This is a genomic window from Methylobacterium sp. AC832 (assembly GCF_979256025.1).
In genome coordinates this window covers 1,146,222-1,170,481 of record NZ_CEEDMV010000001.1, presented here as the reverse complement: position 1 = coordinate 1,170,481, position 24,260 = coordinate 1,146,222, and the positions used below count along the sequence as shown (strand labels likewise).

Sequence of the window (24,260 nt, the reverse complement as noted above, 5' to 3'; positions counted from 1 at the left end):
CTGTCACGCCCAGAGCAGGGCGGTGGCCGCGAGGCCCGAGATCGCGATGAGCAGGGCCGCAACCCCGATGGTGAGGATGCGCGGCATCATCGGGATCTCGGCATGAGCGAGTCGCGCTCGGATCGCCCGGTCCCGCCATGCGGCGCCGGCGAACGAGGCGAGCGCACAGGCGATCAGCGTGAGCGACAGCACCTTCAGTGGCCAGACCGCCAGCACCTCTCGCAGGAAGCGCTGCGCGGCCAGGCCGACGCCGAGGAAGGCGAGCCCGGTGCGAAGCCACGCCACGAAGGTGCGCTCGGCTGCCAGCACCGTGCGGTCCTCGGCGAGCCTGACCCGCGGGTCGTCGGGGGGAACGGGCTTCGCAGGTTCCCTCATCCGGCAGCCGCCGTTGCGATCAAATCGAGCAGCGCGTCGGCGGCCCGGCTGCGGTAGCGTTCCTTGTGGCGCAGCACCCGGAACGGACGGCTCGGCAGGGCAAACGCCGCCCGCACCAGCGTTCCGGCCCGAAGCGCAGCTGCCACTACGGTCTCGGACAGAACGGCGGCCCCGCCTCCGGCCTCGACGGCGGCGCGGACCGCCTCGTTGGAAGGCAGTTCGAGCGTGACCCGGAGCCGGGCCACGGCCAGACCGGCCTCCGTGAGCGCCGCCTCGAAAGCCGAGCGGGTTCCCGATCCCGCCTCGCGCAGCACCCAATCGGCCCCGGCGAGGTCCTCGGGTGCGAGCGCGGTCACCCCTGTGAAGGGATGTGTTGGGGCGACCACGAGGACGAGTTGGTCCCGCGCAATGGTGGTGCTCGCAAGCGTCGGGTCGTCCAACGCCCCCTCGACGAAGCCGAGTTCGGCCGTCCCCGCGCGCACCGCGTCGGCGGCATCGGCGGTATTGCCCACGGCCAAGCGAACGGCGATCTCGGGATAGGCCCGGCGGAAGGCGACGAGGTGGCGCGGCAGCCAGTCGCTGGCGATGGTCTGGCTGGCGTAGAGCGTCAGCGTCCCCCGTCGCAGGCCGCTGAGGTCGGCGAGCACCAGTTCGGCGGCTTCCGCCCGGGCGAGCACCGCGCGAGCCTCGATGAGGAACACGCGCCCCGCCTCGGTCAGCTCGATCCCGCGGCCGACCCGGTGAAACAGCTTCGTCGCGTGCCGCCCCTCGATATTGGCGATCGCCGTGCTGACCGCCGACTGGACGAGGTTCAGTGCCTCGGCGGCCCGCGTCACGTGCTGCCGCTCGGCCACCGCCACGAAGATGCGAAGCTGGTCGAGGGTCATGGCTGCTGCCGATCCGGCGCGAGGCCGCGGACCTGCGCATCAACCGCCTGCGCGACGGTGAGCAGCCGGGCCTCGTCGGTCCGACCGGTGACGACGTAGGACATGCCGCCATCGACCCAGGAGAAAGCGGCGACGTCGCCCTCGCGGGCGAAGCGGAACACTGTGCGGCCATCCGCATCGCCCACGCGGCTGTAGAGCGTCAGCCGGGTGCCGTGGTCGTCGTCGTACATCAGCATCGCTGCGGATTCGGACCCGGCGGGCAACAACCGCCCGCCCATCAGGCGGAAGCCGTAGGCCGTGAGGTCGGGGGTGGTCACCGCCCGGCCGAGGCGCTTCGAGAGCCACGTCACAAGGTGCGGCTTCTCGTCGGCGCGCACCTCCACCGGATGCACCGCCTCGACCACGTAGGTGCGGAAGGCCGCCACTGCGTCGTCGGTCGCCGGCTCGGTTCGCGCGAGCGTGACCGTGGGTACCTGCCGCGCGGCATGGCCGAACCAGCCGGCGGCACCGCCGACCGCGAGGCAGAACACGGCCGCAGCCGCGACCGGAAGCCAGCGCCCGGTTATTGGGCGATATCGCGAGCGGATGTTGGCCACCCGGAGCCGCGCCGGGATCGCCTCCTCGGCAATCGGCGCGAGGCGGGTACGCAAGCGCTCGCGCAGGGCGCGATCCGCCGAGACCTCGGCCGCACGTGCAGGGTTTCCCCTGAGCCATGCCTCGACCAGCGCCTGCCGCTCCGGTTCGAGATGACCGTCGATCAGGCCGTGCAGGTCGTCCTCGCCGACCGGGCGCGGATCCCCGCTCATTTCACCCTCCTCAACAAGCCGGTTCGGCCCGTTTCCAGAAAACTTCGCATCCGCTCCCGGGCTCGGCTTAACCGCGACATCACCGTGCCAAGCGGTACTCCGAGCACCTGCGCCGCTTCCGCATAAGACAGATCCTCGACCGCGACGAGGAGCAGCACGGAGCGCTGCTCCTCGGGCAGGGCGTCGAGCCCGGTGAGCACGTCGCGTGCCCCCATAGCGGCCTCGGGGTCGGCACCCGGATCGGGCACCTGCTCCAAAGCCTCAGCGCCGACATCGATGCCGCGCCGGCCCCGGCGTCGAACAGTGCCGAGGAACAGGTTGCGCTCGATCGTGAACAGCCAGGCTCGCAGGTCGCCATCGCGGCTGCGCCCGGACCAAGCGGACAATGCCCGCTCCAGGGTGTCCTGGACGAGGTCGTCGGCTGCCTCGCGGTCCCGCAACAGCGCGACGGCGTAGCGCCGCAACGCCGGGATCTGCGGTTCGATGAGGGCGGCGATCTCGTCCAACGACGTTTCCCGGTCAGAGGGGGCCGAGCCCGGCATTCAGCGATTATGGCTTGGCGATGTGCCACGCGCCGTTGAGGAAGCCGTCGCCGGTGATGTCGCCCGGCTTGGTGTCCTTGGCGAAGGTGTAGAGCGGCTTGCCCTTGTAGGCCCACTGCATCGTGCCGTCGTCCCGCGTCACCATCGTCCAATCGCCGCTGGCGGCCGAGCCGGAGGCGGCCATCAGGGCCGGCCAGTTGGCGGCGCACGGGCCGTTGCACATCGACTTGCCGCCCATGTCCTTGTCGAAGGTGTAGAGGGTCATGCTCTTGGCATCGACCAGGGCCGGCCCCTTGGCGGTCTCAGCCGTCATCGCAGGCGCGGCGGCTTGGGCGGCCACGGCGGAGAAGGTGATGGCCGCAAAGGCGGCGCGGATCAGCAGATTGCGCATGGGTGAGGTCTCCCGCGGTCGAGAATGACCGCATCGGGAGGGATGTCGAACGGGCGATTCTATTCCGGGGACACCCGAAAAAGATCGATCACGTCAGTGTGATCGCCGATTCGTCCCCGGCCGCGGAATAAGCCCGTCGTCCCGGTATCTCCCCTTCAACAACGAACAGGGAGGACGGCTCATGCGCGGAGCACTGGGATTTGCGCTTACGATCGCCATGATGGCCGGTGGCCTCGTCGGCGGCCGGATGATGATGCGCCCGACGCTGGCCGCCGCCGAGTCGCCGGTCCCCGTCTCCGCGTCCTTCGACGCGATGATGGCGCGCTCGATGGCGCGGATGCATGCCGACATGATGGTCCCGCCCTCGGGCGATCCGGACCGCGACTTCGCCGCGATGATGATCCCGCACCACGCGGGCGCGATCGCGATGGCCAAGGCGGAGCTGCTCCACGGCAAGGATCCGGTCCTGCGCCGCCTCGCGCAGGGAATCGTCGTCGAGCAGGGCCAGGAGATCGATGTGATGCGCCGCGCGCTCGCCGATCGCCCCGCGATGCCGGGTTCGTCCACCGGCGCCCCTCCCGTTCACCACCATAGCGCGGCACCTGCCGCCGAGATGCCTTCGGAGACCCGCCGATGAAGACCGCCCTGACCGTCCTCGCCCTCGCGCTGCTCTCCGGCTCGGCCCTCGCCGGGCAGGCTCCGGGCGCCGCCTCCGCACCCAACGTGCCGATCAGCGGTAAGGATCGGTTCTACACCTCCGACCAGTTCTCCAACACGGTCTCGGTGGTCGATCCCGCCGCCAACGTCCTGCTCGGCGTGATCCGGCTCGGCGACCTGACGCCGATGAACCTGAGCCCGCTCTATCGCGGCCAGCTCCTCGTCCACGGCATGGGCTTCTCGCCCGACCACAGGACGCTGCTCGCGGTCTCGATCGGCTCAAACTCCGTGAGCTTCATCGACACGGCGACCAACACGGTCCGCCACACCGCCTATGTCGGCCGCGCGCCGCACGAGGCCTTCTTCACGCCGGACGGCCGGGAGGTCTGGGTGAGCGTGCGCGGCGAGGACTACATCGCCGTGCTCGATGCCGCGACCGCCAAGGAGACGCGCCGGATCAGCGTGCCGAACGGGCCCGGCATGACGATCTTCTCGCCGGACGGCGCCTACGGCTATGTCTGCTCCAGCTTCAGCCCCGAGACGGTGGTGATCGACACGAAGACCCACACCATCGTCGGGCGCGTGAAGCAGGAGAGCCCGTTCTGCCCCGACATCGCCGCGACACCGGACGGCAAGCATGTGTGGTTCACCCTCAAGGATGTCGGCCGGACCCAGGTGTTCTCTGCGACGCCGCCATTCGCGCCGCTGAAGACGATCGAGACCGGGCCGATCACCAACCACGTCAACATCGTCTCGACCAAGGCCGGCCAGTTCGCCTACGTGACGGTCGGCGGCCTGAACCAGGTCAAGGTGTTTCGCACCGACGACTTCACCCAGGTCGCCACCATTCCGACCGGCGCCCTGCCGCACGGGCTCTGGCCCTCGGGCGACGGCAGCCGCGTCTATGTTGGCCTGGAGAACGCCGACAAGGCGGCGGTGATCGACACCGCGTCGAACACGGTGATCGCCGAGGTGCCGATCGGCCAGGGTCCGCAGGGCGTGGCCTACGTCCCGAACGCCGTGCCGGAGGGGGACGGACGGCAGAACCTCCAGCCGCTAGGAGCCGCCGGCAAGACCAGCGCGCTGACGCTCGCGGGTACCGATGGCAAGCCGGCGACGCAGGTGACCCTGTTCGACCAGGGCGTGCTGCAGACGCTGCAGGCCGCGGTGACCGGACTGCCCCCGAAAATGCCATTCGTGCTGGCGCTGTCCACCGATCCGAAGGGCGCGACCGGCCTGGAACCGCTCGCCGCCTTCATGACCAACCCGGCCGGCGCGGCCATCGTCAACGCGATCGGCCCGATCCGGCAGGTCACCCGCACGGATGCCGGCGCGAGCCGGCGCTACCTCGTGGTAGTTTCGGGCAAGCCCAGTGAACTCGGCGGTGTCGTCCAAGCGCAGTCCGAGGATTGATCGGGCGGCCTCACCAGCCGGATAAGAGGGAATTCGAGAGCATGCCTTCGCGGCGCGCGCCCGGATGCAACGTCTGCTTTCGAAAACAGCGTTGACCACCTCCTGTGTCGTAGTTGGGTCGGACGCGGCAGATCTGCCTTTTAAGCCTGGCAGCTCCGTGGCACGAATCCCGAACGTTGAACCGCGTTGTATCGCGGCGCCGCCAAATCGCTTCAAGCTCCGTCGGAATGGCCGAGCGAGCGCTACGGTCTTGTCTGGACACGCGAGCGCTGAGGGAATGAAGGGTCCTTCGCCCAAATCCCGCGGCGCCTACTGGTCGGCGACAACTGCGATTCGGACGAATTCCACCCCATGAGGATGAAACGCTCATGTTGCCCATGACAGGCGAACGCGCTGTCCGCTGGAACGTTGATGGGCCACGACCAGGAAAATGTCCAAATCAGTTCCAACGGGTGACCGATGAGCCAAAGGCGAAAAGTGGACCGGCGTCCCACCGTGGTGGTGACCGGTGCAAGTGCGGGGGTGGGGCGGGCGATTGCCCACGAATTTGCCCGGCATCTCTGGAACGTCTCGGTGCTGGCGCGGGGAAAAGCAGGGCTCGACGGTACCGTACGGGACATCGAGAACGCCGGGGGCCGGGCGCTGGCGCATCGGGTCGACGTCGCGGACGCCGATGCCGTCATGCAGGCGGCGGACGAGACCGTAAGGGCATTCGGTGGCATCGACGTTTGGATCAACGTGGCGATGGTGACGATCTACGCGCCGGTGCAGCAGACATCGCCTGAGGAGTACAAGCGGGCGACCGAGGTGACGTATCTCGGACAGGTCTACGGCACGCTGGCGGCCCTCAAGCACATGCAGCACCGAAACGCCGGCTCCATCGTCTGCATCGGCTCCGCCCTGGCGTACCGGTCGATTCCGCTCCAATCGAGCTACTGCGCGGCGAAGGCCGCCGTGCGGGGCTTCGTCGACAGCCTGCGCAGCGAGTTGCTGCACGATGGTTCGCGGGTGCGGTTGACGATGGTGCAGCTTCCGGCGGTGAACACGCCGCAGTTCGACTGGGCGCGAACGCGCATGCCGCGTCGGCTGGAACCGGTCCCGCCGATCTATCAACCAGAGGCGATCGCGCGCCATGTCTATCGCGCGGCCCAGACCTCGCCGCGCGAACTCTGGATCGGCTTCCCGACCTGGAAGGCGATCATCGGCAACATGATCATCCCGGGCTGGATCGACGGCTACCTCGCGCGGCACGGCTATCGCGGTGAAATGACGAGCCAAGCTGCGATCGCAGGGCGGCCGGACAACCTCTACGATCCCGTCGACACCGATCCGGGTGCGCATGGGAGGTTTGATGATCGCTCGCTCACGTCGGTGCCGGCTGCCGACCCGCGCTGGCTCAAACTCGGCATCGCCGCGGCACTCGGAACGGTGCTTGTCGGAGCCTTGACGGTTGCGAGGGCTTCACCGACCCCGCGCCGCCTCCGGTGAGGGATGGGCAGCCCCTCGCCGCGACTACATCATCCGCATACGCAGGTTGAGCAGTACGACGAGGGTGCCGCCCACCATCAGCCCGATGATGAGGGTGGAGAACAGGATCAACTGCAGATCGTCGCGGGATGAGCGGCGCAGATCCACGTGCAGGAAGCAGCGGAAGTGCACCACGGCTTGGACCAGGGCCAGTGCGAAAACGATCCCAAGCGCCGTCGTGCCTGCTGCCCATCCCCAGGTCACGACCGCAAACGCGGCGCCGGTGAGGAGAAGGGCGAAAACGTACCCGATGCCGTAGGTCAGCAGGTCGCGACGTTTGGCATGCTTCTCATCGCTCGATCGCAGGCGTGCCCTGGCCTCGTCTCCCCGTCGATTCCTCGCGATCGCCGCGCCGCCTGCCAATGCTCTCGCAGTGCCGATCAGAGCAGCCGCGCCGGCAGCCTTTAGCAACACGACGCCCTTCGAGGGCCCTCGGGTGGTCATGTGAGAGTTCCCTGAAGATAGACCACGGAGAAGATTGCGATCCAGATGATGTCGAGGAAATGCCAAAATAGGCCGAGCTTCAGCAGATTCAGCTTGACCCTGGCGTCCAGGCCGAACACCGCGATCTGTGCGAGCATCACCACGATCCAGATGCAGCCGGCGGTGACGTGCAGGCCGTGCGTCGGTACCAGTGCAAAGAAGGCCGACAGGAAGCCGCTGCGGTTCGGCGTCGCTCCATCGGCGAACATCGTCCGGAAATCGCTGAGTTCGAAACCAAGGAAGACGATCCCCAGGACGAGCGTTAGTAAAAGCCATGCGACGACGCCTATCCGACCTCGGTCATACTTCATGGAGATGGAGGCAAGGCCGAAGGTCAGGCTGCTGGTGAGCAGGATGAGCGTCTCAATGAAAGCGGGGCCGAGCTTGAACTCCGCGGCCGGCCCAGGAGCACCGGCCGTCGCCGAAAGCTGCGTCCCGTAGATCGCGAAGAGCAACGCAAACAGGATCGCGTCGCTCATCAGGAAGATCCAGAAGCCGTAGAGGCCGATGGCGGCCTCCCCCGGCTCCATCTCATCCGAGTCGAGGAGGTTGAGCCCGACATGCTGGAGCTGCGGGGCGCTCATGACGGCACCTGTGTGGGGAAGGGTCGGGCGAGCCCAAGATTGGCCGGCTCGGTTTCGAGTTCGCGGGGGACGGGACGCGTCGTGCGGGCCAGATCGAGCCATCGCCGGTCCGTCGCCTCGACCTCGGACGCGGAAATCGTCCGATGGACATCGCGCACAAAGCTGCGCGCGACGACCGGTGCCCAAACGCCGATGAAACCGAGAATGGTCAGCCACCAGATGTGCCAGACGAGGCCGAAGGCGCAGACCGCACCGGCCAGCCCGACCAGCGGGCCAACCCAGCTATTCTTCGGCATGACGATGGCCTGATAGTGGTCGGCCGGCTTGTAGGCCTCCTTGCGCTCCTTGAGCCAATAGAAAGGATCGAGCCGATCCACGTGCGGGATCGTCGCAAAGTTGTACTCCGGCGGCGGTGCCGAGACCGACCACTCCAGGCTGCGTGCGTCCCAAGGGTCGCCGACCGGGACGCGGTTCGCTTCGCGATCCCTCACACTGACCCAGAGTTGGACGAACAGGGTGACGAGGCCAGCGAGCAAGAGGAAAGCGCCGACGATCGCCACGAGGAGCCAGGGTCGGTAATCGGGTTCGAACAGGGCCTGGCTTCGACGCGCCATGCCGCCGAGGCCGAGTACATAGAGCGGCATGAAGGCGAGATAGAACCCCGAGACCCAGAAGCCAAAGGAGATCCGGCCCCAGATCTCCGATAGCCGGAAGCCGAAGGCCTTGGGAAACCAGTACATGTATCCCGCGATCATGCCGTAGAGCAGGCCCGGGATCAGGACGTTGTGGAAGTGTGCCACGAGGAACACAGTGTTGTGGACCACGAAGTCGATGGGCGGGATCGCGAGCAGGATGCCGCTGAGACCTCCCAGGACGAAGGTGACGATGAAGGCGAGGGAAAACAGCATCGGCGCGGTGAAGCGCACCTCACCGCGAAACATCGTCCAGATCCAGTCGTAGATTTTGACCCCTGTCGGGATGGCGATGGTCATCGTTGCGACGCCAAAGAAGGCGTTGACGTCTGCGCTCTGGCCCATCGTGAAGAAGTGGTGCAGCCAGACCGTGAACGAGAGTACGCCGATCACCATGGTGGCGGCGGCGAGCGACTTGTAACCGTAGAGTTCCTTTGACGAGAAGGCCGAGATCACCTCGGAGTAGACACCGAAGGCCGGCAGGATGAGGATGTAGACCTCCGGATGACCGAACAGCCAAAAGAGGTTGACGTAGTTCATCATGTTGCCGCCGAGATCGTTCGTGAAGAAGTGGAAGTCGAGGTAACGATCAAGGGCGAGGAGAGTGGTCGCGAGCGTCAACGGCGGCATCGCGAAGATCATCAGGATCGAGGTGCAGAGTGCTGTCCAGCAGAACAGTGGCATGCGCGTGAGATGCATTCCGGGGCAGCGCTTCTTATAGATCGTCGCTGCAAAGTTGAGCCCCGAGAAGGTCGTACCGAGGGACGACAGCGTGATCGCCCAGATCCAGTAATCCGGGCCGACGCCGGGCTGGAAGACTTTCCCCGTATAGGGCGGATAGCCCGACCATCCGCCAGTCGAGAACTCGCCGACGGCGAGCGAGATCATCACGAGGCCGGCCCCGCCCGCGGTCAGCATCAAGCTGATCGAGTTCAGAAGTGGAAAGGCGACATCGCGGGCACCAATCTGCAACGGCACCACGTAGTTGATCAGCCCAGTTAGGAACGGCATCGCCATGAAAAAGATCATGATCGTGCCATGCGTGCTGAAGAGCTGCGCGAAGTGTTCGGGCGCGACGATACCGGGAGCGTTGACCGCGAGCGATTGCTGCGCGCGCATCAGGACCGCCTCGACGAGGGCGCGGCTGAGCATCACGCCGGCGATCACGATGTACATGATCCCGATCTTCTTGTGGTCGAGGCTGGTCAGCCAGTCGAGGAAGAGCGGACGCCACCAACGTTTCCATGTCAGCAGCGCGACGAGGACGACCGCACCGACGATCACGAGTGCGCCGGCAAAGGCGCCGATGAGTTCGCTGAGGTTGGGATTCTCCCAGGCCCGCACGAACGGGAACGCATGCGAGTCCAACCGGCCGAACAGGAAGGACCGAAGACCGTCGTTGCTCATTTGGAGTGATGTCCGTGGGCAGAGTGCATGCCCGGATCGTTCTGGGCGAGGATCGTCTTGAACAGGCCCGACGTCACCGACCCGAACAGGATCGGCTCGGCCTGGACCGTGCGGGCGGCGAGGGCCGCATAGGCCCCTGCGTCGAGGGTCTTCCCCCCCGAACGGGCTTGCGCGAGCCAGGAGGCGTATTCGTCGGTCGATTTGGCCAGGACCGGGAACTTCTGGTTCTGGAAACCCATGCCGTTGAACTGCGTGTTCTCGCCACGGAAGCGACCAGGCCGGCTGGCCGCGAGGTTATGCTGGGTGGTCATGCCGGCCATGGCGTAGATCTGGCCAGCGAGTTGCGGAACGAAGAACGATTGCATGACCGTGCCGCTCGTCAGGCTGAGATGTACCGGGCGGTCGGCGGGGAAGACGAGTTCGTTGACACTCGCCACGCCCTCGTCGGGGTAGATGAACAACCACTTCCAATCGAGGGCGACCACCTGCACCTCGATGGGGGGGTATGGTGAGGCCAGCGGCTTGTACGGGTCGAGCTTGTGGGTGTCGCGCCATAGGAACACCGCGAGCACGATGACGATGATCGCAGGTGGGATCCAAATGAAGCCTTCGAGAGGCCAGTTGAAGCCCCATTGCGGTCGATAGGCGCTTTTGGTGTTCGACAAGCGGTAGTGCCAGGCGAAGATCGGCGTTAGCAGTAGGACCGGCGCGGCGACGAAAAGCAGGATCGTGCAGACGAGCAGGAACAGGCTGCGGGTCTGGTCTGCGACCGGGCCAGCGGCGCCCAGCACGCCGTGATCGAGCACGCCGCAGCCGCCGAGGGGCAGCAGCGCAACGATGACTGCGAGTGACGCGCTGCGAAGCGCATACCGGCCTGGACGGCCTCCACGGCTAGGGTCGGCGACGGCGGTATCGGTCATCACGACGGTTTCCACGATGGACGATGGTCCCGGGCTGAGCCATTCCCAGGACGCTGTGACATCGGTGTAGCAGAATCGAAGGGCCGTCGCGGCCCTGCACCCGGGACAGACGGCTCCGGCATGATCGACGTATCTTGGGAGTGGCGATCGGCTCGTTCCCGCGGGGCAGACGGGAGCCGCACGCAGCCTCTCGTTAACCACCGCGGACGCCGCATGCACGGACAGATCTCTCGAACCACGGTATCGTGATGCCTTTGTCCCGCCGTCAGCCGCCACCGCGATCGATGACGGGTCCGCTCAGGCCCAACGCGGTGTTCACGACGCCGATATGCGTTAGCGCTTGCGGAAAATTCCCTGCGAGACACCGGCCGGGAACGTCGTACTCTTCCGAAAGAAGACCGACGTCGTTGGCCACGCCGAGCACGCGTTCGAGATAGGCCTCGGCGAGTTCTTGCCGTCCCTGGAGGCGCAGGCAATCCGCCATCCAAAGCGAGCAGGGTAGGAACGCCCCCTCGTCGCTGCCGTCGCCCTTCGTCCGTATGCGACGGATCAGGCCGTCCTGATCGAGGTCCTCCCTGATCCGCTCGATCGTCGCCGCCATACGTGGCTCGTCGGCCTTCAGGAAACCGACGAGCGGCAGGAGCAGGAGGCTCGCGTCGAGCTCATGGCTACCGTAGCTTTGCGTGAAGGTCCCGAGCCCCGCGTTCCAACCCTCGCGGCAGATTTCGGCCCGAGCCTCGTCGCGGCAGGCGGTCAGCGACGCGCGAAGCGCCTCGGTGAGGTCGCCGTGCCGTAGGACCCGGTCGAAGCCGACCCAGCACATGGCCTTCGAATAGGTGTAGCGCTTCGGATCGCCGCGCGATTCCCAGATCCCGGCACCACGGTCCCGCCACACCTCGGCGAGGTGTTCGGCGAGGCGGCGCTCGACGGAGCATTGATGGTCCGTCGATGCGATGCCCGCCCGTCGCGCTAATGCCAGGGTGTCGAGGACCTCGCCGTAGATGTCGAGCTGCTTCTGCGTGGACGCGGCGTTGCCGACCCGTACCGGTCGCGCCTCGCGGTAGCCGGGCAGCGCATCCACGGTCCACTCGGACAGGTGCCTGGAGCCATCCACCCGGTACATGATGCGGAGCGCATCTGGGTTTCCGGCGATGGCGCGCAGGAGCCAGTCCCGCCACGCCGTCGCCTCGGTCTCGAAGCCCGCGTTGATGAAGGCACCAAGCGTGAAGGTCGAATCCCGCAACCACGAATATCGGTAATCCCAGTTCATCGCGCCCGCCGGCACCTCCGGCAAGCTCGTGGTCGGTGCGGCGACCAGACCGCCCGAACGCGCGTGCGTGAGGGCCTTCAGCGTGAGGAGAGACCGCTTGACAGCCGCCGGCCAGCGGGTGCGCGTCGCGTCGAAGCCCGAGATCCAACGCTCCCAATGCGCCTGCGTCGCGTCCAGCGAGGCCTCGACATCGAGATGGGGCGCATCGGCTTCCCAAGCGTCCGTCCGGCACAGCACGAACGTTTGCCGCCCGCCCTCTTGCAGCGTGAACCCGGCTTTCACTCCACCGTCATCGACGTCGACGGGAATGCTGGCGTGGAGGGTCAGGCGATGTCGGCCGGCCACAGCCACGGCGCCACCCTTGCGCGCCTCCCACCACGGCGCCAGCGCACCGTAGTCGAAACGCGGGCTGAGATCGAAGTCCAACGTGACGGTGCCGGCCAACCCCTCCACGATCCGCACGAGCGCCGAGACCGTCTTGCGGATGGGCATGAAGTCGGTGACGCGAACGGCGCCATCCGCCGTTTTCATTACGGTTTCCAGGATCATGGTGTCGCCGCGATACCGTCGCGTCGTGTCGATGACGGGTCCCATGGGTGCGATCGACCAACGACCGTCCTCCTCGGTGCCGAGGAGTGCACACAGGCACGCGTCGTCATCGAAGTTCGGCCAGCACAGCCAATCGATCGAGCCGTCCCGCGCGACGAGTGCGGCGGTCTCCCCGTCGCCGATCAGGGCATAGTTCTCGATGGGTTTGCTCAACGTTCGTTTCCTTCGCCCGACCGGTGCCCAGAAGGCATCGCCGTTTCGTCTTCATCGTGCTGGGTGTGAGGGGATTTTCAGCTAGACGAGCCGCTCGGCGAGGTGGTCGGCGACGCGCAGCGCATTTGCGATGATCGTCAGCGTCGGGTTCACCGCTCCGATCGACGGGAAGAAGCTCGCGTCAGTGACGTAGAGGTTGTCGAGCTCGTGCGCCTTGCAATTCAGGTCGAGCACCGACGCCTTCGGGTCGGTGCCGAAGCGCAGCGTGCCGGCCTGATGCGCGGTGCCGCTCAAGGGGATGTTCTTGCCGAGGTAAAGCGAACGTTCGAACAGGTAGGTGTAGAGGCCGCCGGGCCGGAGCAGCTCTTCGAGCTTGCCGCGCAGGCGGTCGTGCGCCTCGCGGTTGGTTTCGCGCACGTCGAGTATGACGCGGCCGTCACGTCCGAGCATCACCCGGTTGTCGGGGTGCGGCAGGTCTTCGCTCTGCAGCCAGAAGTCCATCGAGTGGCGGGCCACCATCTCGAACGGGGCGTCGGGCAGGAAGCCAGTCCATTTCGGGAACTCTTCGCCGCGGATCTGCTCCGGATGCGTCTTGGCGCACATCTGGATCAGCCCCATCGGGAACTCCCAGTCCTTCGACTCGAAGTAGAAGTCCGAGACCGCGAGCGTCTTCTGGAAGACGGTGGCGTTGACCTCCTTCGACAGCGCCATCAGCACTGACATGTTGTGGCGCATGTAGTTGCGCCCGACCTGGTCCGAGCCGTTGGCGAGCCCGTTCGGGTGGGCGGCGTTGGCCGAGCGCAGGAGCAGCAGCGCCGACGACAGCGCGCCGCAGGCGACCACGACGACGTCCGCCGAGTAGCGTTCGGCCCTGCCCTCGCGGGTGACGTTCACCGCCGTAACCGTCCGGCCCGACGGGTCGGTCTCCAGCGTTGAGACGTAGGCGTTCACGAGCAGGGTGACGTTGTCGTGTCGGGCCAGCGTCGGGTCGACGGTCATCACCTGCGCGTCGGCCTTGCCGTTCAGCAGGCACGGGAAGCCATCGAAGGCGTCGCAGCGAATGCAGATGCTCGTCGGCGTCGGCTTGCCGTTGCGCTCGTCGAGCTTGATCCCGAGGGGCAGGTGGAATGGGTTGAGGCCGAGTTTCCCCCAATCGTCCGACAGCTTCTGAATGCGCGGCTCGTGGCTAACGGGGGGATGGTCGTAGGGGCCGCTCGACCACGGCTCGCTCGGGTCCTCGCCGCGCTGGCCGTGTACCGCGAACAAGGTCTCGGCCTGCGTGTAGTACGGTTCGAACTCCGCATAGGAGACCGGCCAGGCCGGCGAAAGGCCGTCCACGTGGCGGACGTCGCCGAAGTCGCGCTCGCGCATCCGGAACAGGGCCGCGCCGTAGACCTTCGAATTGCCGCCGACATAATAATGCAGCGCCGGGCTGAACGTCCGACCGTCGCCGCCGTACCACGTCTCCTTCGCCTGGTAGGCGCCGTCGACGAACACGGTCTTGGACGACCAGTTGTCCTGCGATCGCGGCAGGTAGTCGCCGCGCTCCAGGAGCAGAATGCGCTTGCCGGACTCCGCCAGCCGTGCGGTGAGCGAACCGCCGCCGGGACCGGAGCCGATGACGATGACGTCGTAATGGTCCTGCGGCATCGGCCAGCCTCGCACTGCAACACACTCGAAGAAAACTCTGCGGCCAACGGGGCAAGGCTGGAGGCGTTCCAAGTTGCCTGGTCACGGCATCGTGCTCGCTGCGGCGCAGCAATCCCGGTGGTCTCCGAGGGGCCCGAGCGCAACCGCCGCGACCGAGCGACGTTGGGGACGGGACTCCCGCTTCGAGCCCCCGATGCCTGCCACTCCGGACCACCCATGACGTCGTCGATACCTTGGCTCGACCTCGTGGCCGTGCCGCTGCTGGCGAAGGTCTGCCTCGTCTGCATGTTTCCGTTGAGCGCCTACGACAAGGTCGCCCATTGGGACGAGGCGATAGGGCAGGCGCGCTCCGGCCCCCTGCCCTTACCGGCACTACTTCTGATCCTCGGCATCCTGGTCGAGGCGGTGACGCCGGTGCTGATCGTGATCGGGGTGTTCGACCGCGCGGCGGCCTTGGTGCTCGCCGGGTTCTGCGCGGTCACCGCGTTGATGTACCACCCGTTCTGGCGCTTCCCCGGCTTCTGGTCGACGAACGGCGAGGGCCGAGCCCATTTCTGGGACTTCTTCAAGAACTTCGGGCTCGTCGGCGGATTGCTGCTCGTGGTGATCGGCGGTGCCTACGCACCGGCCCGCGCGGTGATCGCCCATCCTCTCGCCAACGGCCCGACGTCCGCTCCCACCGCCGCCGACAACCGCTGAAGGATTCGTATCATGGCCGATCAGGCGAAGGGCGGCACGCCCCCGACCATGCCGTACTGGCACGTCTACACCGATGCCGAGGGCGTCAGCCGCCAGGAGAAGTTCGATCTCTCGGCCTTCAAGTTCGAGGGCATCGACGCCGAGACGGCGCCGCAATGGAACGACAAGCAGGAGCCGTCGCAGGCCGGCGTCACCTTCACCGTGCTCCCCGTCGGCTGGGTCGGGCAGTGGCACGAGAACCCGAGGCCCCAGTGGATCGCGATCCTGTCGGGCCGCTGGTTCGTCGAGACCATGGACGGCACCCGCGTCGAGATGGGGCCGGGCGAGCTGATGATGGGCGAGGACCAGAACACCAAGGCGCGCGACGGCCGGAAGGGTCACCTCTCCGGCACGGTCGGCACCGAGCCCTGTACGATGATCGTCACCGGCCTCGATGTGACGCCGACCTTAAACCAGCCTGGGCGCTTTCGCTGATCGACGACGAGGACGTGCGGATGTCGCAGGACACGACAATCTCACCAGGGCGCCTGCTTCGCCGAGTCGGACGACCGGGCAAGCTTGACGGCTCCACTGACATTGAGGTGGATAATCCCCGCCTAGTGCAGTGACGCGGTCGGAGGGTTCACGAGGCGGGTGTGTTCGTCGACCAGCGTCAGGATGCGCAGGCTACGCCCGTCATGAGTCTGGTCATGCACAAAGTCGAAGCTTCAGACGTGATTGCGATGGAGAGGCCGCAGCCGAACGCAGGAGCCATCGTTCAACCAGAGACGGCTGCATGGTCGATAATTTTGCGGGACCTTGAGGCCCTCACGACGCCAGATCCGCTGAACTCGGTCCTTGCCCAACGGCTAGCCCGCTGCCTGCAGCAGCGTGGTGACACGGCGGTAGCCGTAGCGTCCGTACTCGGACGCCAAGGCGATGATGGCGCGGGTCAGCGCATCCTCATCGGCCGGCACGGTGGGCACGTAGCGTTGCGTGCCCCGGTGCTGGCCAACGAAGGTTTGTGAGCTTGCATATGCGGTTGGCGGGTGCCGGCCCGCCCCTCTAGGGCGTATCCAGCTGCACCTCAGCGATGCCCATCTCTACCCGAACGGCCTTTCGGAAAACTGGCTCTGGAAGGAGTGGGGGCATCGTCATTGACATTTGATCGCCCAGGCCCGCGGCAGCGCGGCTGCTGGGTTCGGTTCCGTGGACCGCCAGCCCATCTACGCTTGCAGTTGCGGCATTATCGGTCCCACCAGGCGGTCCTACGAGAAGTATTCCTACCTACCCCATTTTCCGTTTACCCCTGAAGCGAAGTTGCCGGACGGCCGACGAATGGCTGCTTAAGGGAAGCGCCGGCGGCGGTCCGGGCGGCTGGGTTGGGTCGGGACCCGTCTGTCCGTTCTACGACCAGGTCGGGTGGTTTTGAGCCAGTCCTCTTTTGGGCAGTGAGGATGAGAAAGCGGACGTTGGCGTTATACTGGTACGTTGTTCCGAACCGGCGAAGTCATAATGAGAGGTCCGCCAAGCGTTATGCTTGGCGGACCAGCCGGCATTCGTTGCTGAGGGGGCAAAAAGCAACGGAAACCGGCATCTCCTGCAAGGCGCGGTGGGTCTTGTGCAGTCCGCGTCGCAACCTCGAACACGAAGGGCGCATCGGGGCCTAGGTCGGCGACGGTGCAGTTTGCCCGGAGGGCTCAGACCCGACCGGAACGACCTTGCCGGCTGAGCGCTTTTCCCAATCCAGAAGGAGGGAGATCGCGCACGGCAGCATGGTCAGGGTCAGCAGCGTGGCGACCGCGAGCCCGCCGATGATGGCGTAGGCCATCGGCCCCCAGAACACCTGCGGCGCGATGGGCACCATGCCGAGGATAGCGGCGCAGGCGGTGAGCAGGATCGGACGGGCGCGATGAGTCGAGGCATGGACGATGGCTTTGCGACCGTCATCGCCGGCGGCGACGTTGGTGTCGACCTCCTCGATGAGGATGACCGCGTTGCGGATGATCATGCCGGCGAGCGCGATGACGCCGAGCTGTGCCACGAAGCCCATGGGCGTGCCCGTTGGCAGCATCGCCATTACGACCCCGATCAGGCCGAACGGAGCCATCGCCAGGGCGAGGAACACTCGGGAGAAACTCCTCAGCTGCACCATCAGCAGGGCGAGCATCACTAGCAGCGTCATCGGCAGCACGGCGATGATGGATGCGTTGCCCTTGGCGGCCTCCTCGACCGCACCGCCGACCTCGATGCGGTAACCCGTGGGGAGGCGCGAGGCATACTCGTCGACCGAGGGGGCCAGCATGCTGACGACGGTTGCGGGCTGAACCCCCTCACGGATGTCGGCCTGCAGGGTGATCAGCGACAGCCGCTGGCGCCGCCAGACGATGGGCTCCTCCACGCCATACGAGAGGTCGGCGATCTGGCGCAACGACACGCTGCGTCCCTCGGGCCCGCGAATCTGCAGGTTGGCGAGGGTCGCGAGGTCGGTCCTTGCACCGATGGCCGCCCTGGCCATCACGTCGACCAGCCTGTCCTGGTCACGCACCGTTGTCACCGTCACCCCCGAGAAGGTCGCCGCCATGGTGCTTGCGACATCCTGCGACGAAAGCCCCAAGCTCCGGGCCTGCGTCTGGTCGATCCGGACCTTGACGCTACGCTCGGGCTCGCCCGAGTTCAGGTGCACGTCCCGCGCGTCCGGGCTCCCAGCCACGACGTTGGCGAGGCCGGCGGCGATATCCCGAACCTTGGACGCGTCCGGCCCGGTCACACGATACTTCAGCGGCCAACCTACGGGGGGACCGAGTTCGAGCGGGGTGGCACGGGCGATCAGGTGCGAGAAGTCCTTCCGGAACGCCGCTTCCAGCCGCGCCTTCAGGGCATCCCGCGCCTTCAGGTCCTTGGTGACGACGACCGTCTGGGTGACGTTCTCGTTCTGCAGGAGGACGTCCATGGGCAGATAGAAGCGGATCGCACCCGAGCCGACGTAGGTCGAGTAGCGCTCGATGCTCGCATCGCCATGGAGGAGGGCCTCAAGCTTGCCGGCTTCGCGCTGGGTCGCCTCCACCGACGCGTTCTGAGGTAGCGACAAGCTCACGAGGAGATCGGGCCGGTCCGAGGGCGGGAAGAACTGTTCCTCCAGGTATGCGGATGCCCAGAGCGATACGCCGAGGGCGGCGACGGCCGCCATCGCGGTGGTCCAGCGATGCCCGAGCAACCAAGACAACCCGGCCTCGTAGGTCCGCATGATCCGACCTTTCCCGTGGGCGTGCTGCGGCATCGAGTTCGGCAGGATGAGTGTGCCCAGCAGCGGCGAGAACAGGACGGCGACGATCCAGGATGCCGAAAGCGAGATCAGCACGACCATGAACATCGAGAAGCAGTATTCTCCCGAGCTCGATTGCGCGAAGCCGATGGGGATGAAGCCTGCGATCATGACGAGCGTGCCCGTCAGCATCGGGAACGCCGTCGACTCGTACGCGAAGCTCGCCGCGCGCGTGAGGTTCCAGCCGGTTTCCAGCTTCCCCACCATCGCCTCGACGGTGATCATCGCGTCGTCGACTAGAAGGCCAAGGGCGATGATGAGGGCGCCCAGCGAGATGCGCTGGAGGCCGATCCCGGTGAGCTCCATGCCGATGAAGGTCATCGCGAGCACGAAGGGGATGGATATGCTCACGACGAGTCCGGCCCGGACGCCCAGGGAGAGGAACGAGACGCCGAGAACGATGGCGATGGCCTCCAGCAGCACCTTCACGAAGCTGCTCACGGCCTCCGTCACCACGGTCGACTGGTCGGCGACCTGCGTGACCTCGATGCCGTAGGGCAGCGTCGCCTTCACCTCGGCCATGCGGGCCTTCACGGCTTCCCCGAAGTTCAGGAGGTTGCCTGTCGGTCCCATCGAGATGGCGAGACCCATCGCCTTCTGGCCGTTGACCCGGAAAAGCGGTGCCGGAGGATCCATCGGACCTCGCTGGATCGTGGCAAGCTCGGCGAGCGGGACGAAACGGTCGTTCGCGCGAAGCGTCACGCTTCTGAGGGACTCCTCCGAGGTGAAGGCGCCGCTCACCCGCAGCGAGACCTTCTCGTCGGGCAACCGGATGGTGCCTGAGGGCTCGACGGCGTTCTGGGCCTTCAGCGCCTGGACCAGTGCCTGCTCGTCAAGTCCATAGCCGGCCAGCGTGCCGGGCGAGAACTCGACCCGTATCCGCTCCTCCTGCACGCCGAGAAGCTGCACTTTGCCGACGTCGGGCACCCGGAGGATCTCCGCGCGTACCCGGTCGAGGTGGTCGCGCAGTTCCCGGTCGGAGAAGCCCTCTGCGCTGAAGCCGTAGATCTGCCCGAATGTGTCGCCGAACTCGTCGTCGAAGAACGGTCCCTGAACACCGGTCGGCAGGGTAGCAACAATGTCGGCGATCTTCTTGCGGGCCTGGTACCAGGCATTGCCGACCACATGCGCCGGGGCATCGTCGCGCAGGTTGACCATGATCACGGTCTCGCCGGCGCGCGTGTAGCTGTCGAGACGGTCCAGGTAGGGCACCTCTTCCAGCTTCTTCTCAAGGCGATCCGTGAGAAGCTTCACCGTGTCGGGAACCGTCGCGCCGGGCCACAGGGCGGAGACGACCATGGTCTTGATGGTGAAGGGCGGATCCTCGTTGCGACTGAGCCGGGTGTAGCTCAGCACGCCACCGACCAGCGTCACCAGCATGAGGAAGAAGATCAGCGGCTTCTGGGCGAGCGCCCAGGCCGAGAGGTTGAAGCCATCGCTGGCTGCTGGGGAGGGACCGTTCGCACTCATCGCGCAGGGCCCTCCGAAGCACTTTCCGGGCCTCGTTCGTAGGCGACCTTCTGGCCCTGGCGCAGCTTGCTCACCCCGGCGGTGACCACGGGGTCGCCCTCTCGAAGGCCGGTGGCGATAAGAACCTGGGCTGCCCCGTATCGGGCGACCTGGACGGGCTTGCGCACCAGTTCCCGCTTGTCGGCGTCGACGACGAACACGGCCGGATGCCCGTCCTCGCTCGTCATCGCGGAGGCTGGCACCGCCATAAGGGGGGCCCCGGAGATGATCAGCCGCCCCGTGACGATGGCGCCGAAGGACATCGAGGCGGGGGCGTCCGGCAGGGCGATGCGGACGCGGTAGGATCGGGTCGTCGCGTCCGCGGTCGGGCTGACGTCGCGGATCGGGCCGACGACCTTCACAGCCGGGTTCGAGACGAGGGAGACCTCAATGCGGGCATCCTCGGGCGCGGCGTTGATCAGGCGTTCCGATACGTTGAAGACGGCATCCTTCTCGCTCGTCGAGGCCAGCTTCACGGCCATCTGACCGGCGTTCACGACCTGGCCGGCATTGACGCCGATGGCGCTGACGATTCCCTCGGTCGGCGCGCGCAACTCGGTGTAGTCGAGCTTGTTGCGCACGCTTTCCAGGTTGGCCTTGACGGCCTTGCGACGCGCATCGGCGCTCCGCCAATTCGCCTCGACCTCCTCGACCCTGGCCAAGGCGACGATCTCCTTCGAGAAAAGAATGCGCTGCCGGTCGAGGTTGGACCTGGCCAGGGCTTCAGCCGCCTCGGCGCTCCTAAGGTCGGCCTCGACGCTCTGGACCTCGTTGCGCACGTCCTCCGGGTTCAGCGTCGCGAGCAACTGCCCGCGGGCGACGAGCGCGCCGACCTCGACGTTCCGGGTCGCGACGCGCCCGTTGATGCGAAACCCGAGATCGGTCTCGATGTGTGGCTGGACATCCCCGGTCTGGGCGACCTCCTCGCCGATGGCGCCGGCCTTGGCGATGACGGTGCGAACGGGACGTGGCGCCTCCGCTGCCCGCTCCTCCTCCTTGCATCCGCCCAAGGCGACGAGGAGCGCGAACACGCAGGCATGGACCGCCACGATGCTTCCCAGATAGGCCAACGTCAGATCTCCTCAGGGGGTCGGGCAAGACCGCGAAGGACGGTCCGTACGGCGGAGGCGACAAGGGTGTCGGCGTCGCTGAAGTCGATCTCGCGGACCGTGACCGCCATGACGACGATGCCATGGACGCTCGCGACGAGGATCCGCGCGATGTCGCCGGTTTCCATCGGGCGGAACAGTTCGAGACCTTGCGCACGCTCGATGGTGGCCAGCAGCACCCTGTAACCATCGAGGATCCTGGGATCGGTCATCTCGATTTTACCGACAGCGGCATCGAGGAAGATGATCCGGAAGCGGTCCGTATCTTCGAGCGCGAAGGCTCCGTACGCGACGGCCATCCGCTCGATGGAACGCAGCGCCTCTGTTTCGTCGGCATCGATAGCCAGCAGCCGCTTCGTGAAGCTGTCCAACGCCTCGGCGCAGTAGGCCATCAGGACGTGCTGCTTGGTCGGGAAGTAGCGGTACAGCGCCCCGGCGGTCAGCCCCACCGCGGCGGCGAGTGTCCGCATCGAAAGTCCGGCATAGCCCTTGGAAACGACGATGCGACCCGCTTCGGCAACGATGCCGTCGCGGGTTGCTGCCAGATGCTCGTCAGTCAATGCTGGTCGCGGCATAGAAACCCCGTTCACTGAACGCGTTCAATAAACACGTTCAGTGAACGATGCAAGTGGGCGGTCGTCAGGGTCGGGAATGCTTCGCCCGCGACGTCGAAAAAAGACGTCCGCCGCGGTGGGGCCTCTTTGCCTTACGGGTTGGCACTGGCTCGGGGGAAAGATCATCTTCGGCCGAAAAGCTTCAGAAGATGGTATCGAGCTTCATCGATTTTTGAGCAGAGCTCGCTGTGTCACGGACCTGAATGGACGGAGGTCTGCTTTGGGGCCAGATCAAAACAGCGTCGAAGGGCTCGAACGGGTCGGGAACTGTCCGTCCGCCCTGCGATCGGGTTGGGTTGGGACCCACCTGTACCCTTTCGGACGCGTGGATCGCCATTCCGTCGCCCCGCACATATCGCCTCGGGCATCCGCCCTTTGCCGCCCTTCGATGACCGATGCCTGTGCGGGAAAGCGGAATGTGACTTGAAAGATACCGAACGGTCTGTATGTATCTGCTCATCGATTCACCGGTGAGACCATGCCGAGCCAAGCCTTCGCCTACGCCGCCTTGACCGTCGCCATCCTCTGCGAGGTTGCGGGCACGACCTTCCTGCAGAAGTCCGAGCAGTTCACACGGCTCGTGCCGACGCTGGCGATGGCAGCATTCTATGCCGGCGCGTTCTACCTGATGACGCATGCCCTGAAGGTCATGCCGCTCGGGATCACCTACGCCATCTGGAGCGGGGTCGGCGTCGTGCTGACCGCCGTGATCGGCGCCACGGTCTTCAAGCAATCGCTCGACCTGCCCGCCATGGTCGGCATCGCCATGATCCTCGGTGGCGTCGTGGTGATGCAGGTGTTCTCGACGACGACGGGGCACTGACCATGGAGAACGCCTACCGCCGCAGGAAGCAGCCGGAGCTCGTTCGGCGCACGCTGCTCGACTGCGCGGCCAAGCTCGCCATCGAGCAAGGGCTCGCCGCCGTGACCGTGCAGGCGGTCTGCGCGGCGGCGGGCGTCACCAAGGGTGCGATGTTCCACCACTTCGCGAGCAAGCAGGCACTCATCGACGCGGTGGTCGCCGAACTCCTGGAGAAGCTCGACGCCGACATCGAGGCGGCGATGGCGACCGATCCGCAGCCGTACGGCCGCTTCACCCGGGCCTACGTGACGGTGACCCTGGACGACCTGATGCTGAACCAGGGCAGCCAGTGGACTGCCCTTTACATCTCGTCGCTGACCGAACCGAGCCTGCGACGGGTGACGGCGGCGTGGTTCTTGAAGTTCGTTGAGCGGCACCGCGCGACCGACGACCACCCGACGCTGGAGATCGTGCGACTGGCGGCCGACGGTGTCTGGCTCGCCGGCCTCCTGCGCGACGATGGCGGCCCGATGCCTGATCTCCCCGCCCTCCGCCGGCGACTGGTGGCGATGACGCTTCCCGACTGAGCGGTCCCGCCGGACCGTCCTTCCCACCGTCCCGGACCAAGGACCCGCCACCCCATGCGAGAGCGTGAACGCAGACGCCTGCCCATCGTCCCGGTGATTACGACCTGCATCGTGATCCTAGCCCTCTTCGGCTGCAAGCCGAGCGCCACCGACCCGACGACGCCCGGGGCGGAGACGCCCCCCATGGACGTGTCGACCGTGACCGTGGCGGCGACCACCATGCCACGCATGCTCGACCTGCCTGGGCGGCTGGCCTCGACCCGCGTGGCCGAGGTCCGGGCGCAGGTCTCCGGCATCATCCAGCAACGCACCTTCGAGGAGGGCAGCGTTGTCGGAAAGGGGGACGTGCTTTTCCAGATCGATCCGGCGATCTACAGGGCGGAGGTCGATGCCAAGACTGCCGCGGTCGCCCGAGCCGAGGCCACGCGGGTGCAGGCCCAGCGCCAGTCCGAGCGCACCGAGACACTGGTCGAGCGACAGGCCGCCAGCACCGCCCAGAACGACATCGCGGTCGCCACCCTTCGGCAGGCCGAGGCCGATGCGGCCAGTGCCAAGGCGCAGCTCGCCCGCGCCCGGATCGACCTCGACTTCGCCACCGTGCGGGCTCCCATCGCGGGACGGATCGGGCGTGCCCTGATTACCGAAGGGGCGCTGGTCGGCGGGACCGACGCGACGAAGCTCGCGGTGATCCAACAGATCGACCCGATCTTCGCCGACTTCAACGCTTCCGCCTCGGACCCGGGCCGGCTCACCGAGCGCGCCGCCGGCAAGGAGGCGACGGAGGTGAGGCTGGTCCGGGCTGACGGCAGCTCGTACCCTGATGCGGGCCGCCTTCTGTTCACGGATGTCGGCGTCGACCCGGGTACCGGGCAGGTCAGCCTGCGCGCGACCTTCCCGAATCCGAAGGCCGCACTGCTGCCGGGGACCTACGTCCGCGTGCGGGTCGCGCAGGGCATGAAGGCCGACGCCGTCATCGTCCCGGCGCAGGCGATCCAGCGTAGCAGCGCCGGGGAGGCCCAGGCCTACGTCGTCGAGGACGGGAAGACCGCCTTGCGACCGCTGCGCACCAGCGCGCTTACCGATGCCGGCTGGATCGTCGAGGAGGGGCTCAAGGCCGGGGAGACCGTCGTGGTCGAGGGCTTCCAGAAGGTCCAGCCCGGCATGGCCGTCAATCCCGTCGCCTGGACCGGTGGCAGGACGGCCGCCGCCCCCGAACCCCGCTGACTTCGGTCCAAAACCCCCGTCGTCTCGGCCCCGCTTGCGCAGGCGA

At 66.6% G+C, this 24,260-nt stretch carries 22 protein-coding genes and 1 pseudogene; 8 read left to right on the top strand and 15 right to left on the bottom strand.

Features of this window, described 5'->3' with window-relative positions; translation table 11 throughout:
- Positions 1-3 precede the first annotated feature (3 nt).
- Genes AC0IXR_RS05415 through AC0IXR_RS05395 form a run of 5 tightly spaced genes read right to left on the bottom strand, consistent with a single transcriptional unit; the run spans position 4 to position 3,001 of the window.
- Positions 4-375 (bottom strand): YidH family protein, encoded by a 372-nt coding sequence (locus AC0IXR_RS05415; RefSeq protein WP_147853412.1) that lies wholly within the window; start codon positions 373-375, stop codon positions 4-6.
- The gene (locus AC0IXR_RS05410; RefSeq protein WP_471759975.1) at positions 372-1,262 is read right to left on the bottom strand and encodes a LysR family transcriptional regulator; all 891 of its coding nucleotides are present in this window, start codon (positions 1,260-1,262) and stop codon (positions 372-374) included. The genes AC0IXR_RS05415 and AC0IXR_RS05410 overlap by 4 nt, the downstream gene beginning before the upstream one ends.
- A complete protein-coding gene (locus tag AC0IXR_RS05405) occupies positions 1,259-2,068 on the bottom strand; it encodes an anti-sigma factor family protein (protein WP_471759974.1) in 810 nt (269 codons plus the stop codon). Before AC0IXR_RS05405 ends, AC0IXR_RS05410 begins: the two co-directional genes overlap by 4 nt.
- Positions 2,065-2,574, bottom strand: coding sequence for an RNA polymerase sigma factor (locus AC0IXR_RS05400; protein WP_471759973.1), 510 nt, complete (start codon positions 2,572-2,574; stop codon positions 2,065-2,067). Before AC0IXR_RS05400 ends, AC0IXR_RS05405 begins: the two co-directional genes overlap by 4 nt.
- A gap of 43 nt (positions 2,575-2,617) precedes the next feature.
- The gene (locus AC0IXR_RS05395) at positions 2,618-3,001 is read right to left on the bottom strand and encodes a COG4315 family predicted lipoprotein (protein ID WP_153873577.1); all 384 of its coding nucleotides are present in this window, start codon (positions 2,999-3,001) and stop codon (positions 2,618-2,620) included.
- A gap of 181 nt (positions 3,002-3,182) precedes the next feature.
- Here AC0IXR_RS05395 and copM point away from each other — a divergent pair, with 181 nt between their 5' ends.
- From copM to AC0IXR_RS05380, 3 genes are all read left to right on the top strand, one after another.
- On the top strand, positions 3,183-3,638 hold the full coding sequence (gene copM, locus AC0IXR_RS05390) for a CopM family metallochaperone (protein WP_471759972.1): 456 nt from the start codon (positions 3,183-3,185) through the stop codon (positions 3,636-3,638).
- Positions 3,635-5,071: a YncE family protein gene (locus AC0IXR_RS05385; RefSeq protein WP_471759971.1), complete on the top strand. Its 1,437-nt coding sequence runs from the start codon at positions 3,635-3,637 to the stop codon at positions 5,069-5,071. Before copM ends, AC0IXR_RS05385 begins: the two co-directional genes overlap by 4 nt.
- A 459-nt stretch (positions 5,072-5,530) precedes the next feature.
- Positions 5,531-6,559, top strand: coding sequence for an SDR family oxidoreductase (locus AC0IXR_RS05380; protein WP_471759970.1), 1,029 nt, complete (start codon positions 5,531-5,533; stop codon positions 6,557-6,559).
- A gap of 24 nt (positions 6,560-6,583) precedes the next feature.
- Here the strand turns inward: AC0IXR_RS05380 and AC0IXR_RS05375 are convergent, their stop codons facing one another.
- From AC0IXR_RS05375 to AC0IXR_RS05350, 6 genes are all read right to left on the bottom strand, one after another.
- Complete coding sequence (locus AC0IXR_RS05375; RefSeq protein WP_471759969.1) at positions 6,584-7,042, bottom strand: cytochrome o ubiquinol oxidase subunit IV; 459 nt, start codon at positions 7,040-7,042, stop codon at positions 6,584-6,586.
- Positions 7,039-7,665 (bottom strand): cytochrome c oxidase subunit 3, encoded by a 627-nt coding sequence (locus AC0IXR_RS05370; protein ID WP_153873582.1) that lies wholly within the window; start codon positions 7,663-7,665, stop codon positions 7,039-7,041. The genes AC0IXR_RS05375 and AC0IXR_RS05370 overlap by 4 nt, the downstream gene beginning before the upstream one ends.
- The gene (locus AC0IXR_RS05365; RefSeq protein WP_471759967.1) at positions 7,662-9,764 is read right to left on the bottom strand and encodes a cbb3-type cytochrome c oxidase subunit I; all 2,103 of its coding nucleotides are present in this window, start codon (positions 9,762-9,764) and stop codon (positions 7,662-7,664) included. The genes AC0IXR_RS05370 and AC0IXR_RS05365 overlap by 4 nt, the downstream gene beginning before the upstream one ends.
- Positions 9,761-10,684: a COX aromatic rich motif-containing protein gene (locus tag AC0IXR_RS05360; protein WP_471759966.1), complete on the bottom strand. Its 924-nt coding sequence runs from the start codon at positions 10,682-10,684 to the stop codon at positions 9,761-9,763. The genes AC0IXR_RS05365 and AC0IXR_RS05360 overlap by 4 nt, the downstream gene beginning before the upstream one ends.
- Before the next feature lie 265 nt (positions 10,685-10,949).
- A complete protein-coding gene (locus AC0IXR_RS05355) occupies positions 10,950-12,716 on the bottom strand; it encodes a glycoside hydrolase family 15 protein (RefSeq protein WP_471759965.1) in 1,767 nt (588 codons plus the stop codon).
- 81 nt (positions 12,717-12,797) lie between these two features.
- Entirely contained in the window at positions 12,798-14,366 is a 1,569-nt protein-coding gene (locus AC0IXR_RS05350) for a GMC family oxidoreductase (RefSeq protein WP_153873586.1), read from the bottom strand.
- A 216-nt stretch (positions 14,367-14,582) separates the two neighbouring features.
- Here AC0IXR_RS05350 and AC0IXR_RS05345 point away from each other — a divergent pair, with 216 nt between their 5' ends.
- Positions 14,583-15,065: a DoxX family protein gene (locus AC0IXR_RS05345; protein WP_153873587.1), complete on the top strand. Its 483-nt coding sequence runs from the start codon at positions 14,583-14,585 to the stop codon at positions 15,063-15,065.
- 12 nt (positions 15,066-15,077) lie between these two features.
- Positions 15,078-15,539, top strand: coding sequence for a cupin domain-containing protein (locus AC0IXR_RS05340; protein WP_153873588.1), 462 nt, complete (start codon positions 15,078-15,080; stop codon positions 15,537-15,539).
- Positions 15,540-15,694: 155 nt separating this feature from the next.
- Here the strand turns inward: AC0IXR_RS05340 and AC0IXR_RS05335 are convergent.
- From AC0IXR_RS05335 to AC0IXR_RS05320, 4 genes and pseudogenes are all read right to left on the bottom strand, one after another.
- Positions 15,695-16,060 (bottom strand): annotated as a pseudogene (locus AC0IXR_RS05335) (IS3 family transposase); the annotation flags it as partial.
- Between the two features lie 650 nt (positions 16,061-16,710).
- Positions 16,711-19,839, bottom strand: coding sequence for an efflux RND transporter permease subunit (locus AC0IXR_RS05330; RefSeq protein WP_471759964.1), 3,129 nt, complete (start codon positions 19,837-19,839; stop codon positions 16,711-16,713).
- A complete protein-coding gene (locus tag AC0IXR_RS05325; RefSeq protein WP_471759963.1) occupies positions 19,836-20,948 on the bottom strand; it encodes an efflux RND transporter periplasmic adaptor subunit in 1,113 nt (370 codons plus the stop codon). The genes AC0IXR_RS05330 and AC0IXR_RS05325 overlap by 4 nt, the downstream gene beginning before the upstream one ends.
- A gap of 2 nt (positions 20,949-20,950) precedes the next feature.
- A complete protein-coding gene (locus AC0IXR_RS05320) occupies positions 20,951-21,562 on the bottom strand; it encodes a TetR/AcrR family transcriptional regulator (protein WP_471759962.1) in 612 nt (203 codons plus the stop codon).
- A gap of 481 nt (positions 21,563-22,043) precedes the next feature.
- Here AC0IXR_RS05320 and AC0IXR_RS05315 point away from each other — a divergent pair, with 481 nt between their 5' ends.
- From AC0IXR_RS05315 to AC0IXR_RS05305, 3 genes are read left to right on the top strand one after another with little or no spacing between them, the layout of a single operon-like run.
- On the top strand, positions 22,044-22,424 hold the full coding sequence (locus AC0IXR_RS05315; protein WP_471760245.1) for a DMT family transporter: 381 nt from the start codon (positions 22,044-22,046) through the stop codon (positions 22,422-22,424).
- Positions 22,425-22,426: 2 nt separating this feature from the next.
- Positions 22,427-22,990, top strand: coding sequence for a TetR/AcrR family transcriptional regulator (locus AC0IXR_RS05310; RefSeq protein WP_471759961.1), 564 nt, complete (start codon positions 22,427-22,429; stop codon positions 22,988-22,990).
- A 54-nt stretch (positions 22,991-23,044) separates the two neighbouring features.
- Complete coding sequence (locus tag AC0IXR_RS05305) at positions 23,045-24,214, top strand: efflux RND transporter periplasmic adaptor subunit (RefSeq protein ID WP_471759960.1); 1,170 nt, start codon at positions 23,045-23,047, stop codon at positions 24,212-24,214.
- The last annotated feature ends 46 nt before the right edge of the window (positions 24,215-24,260 follow it).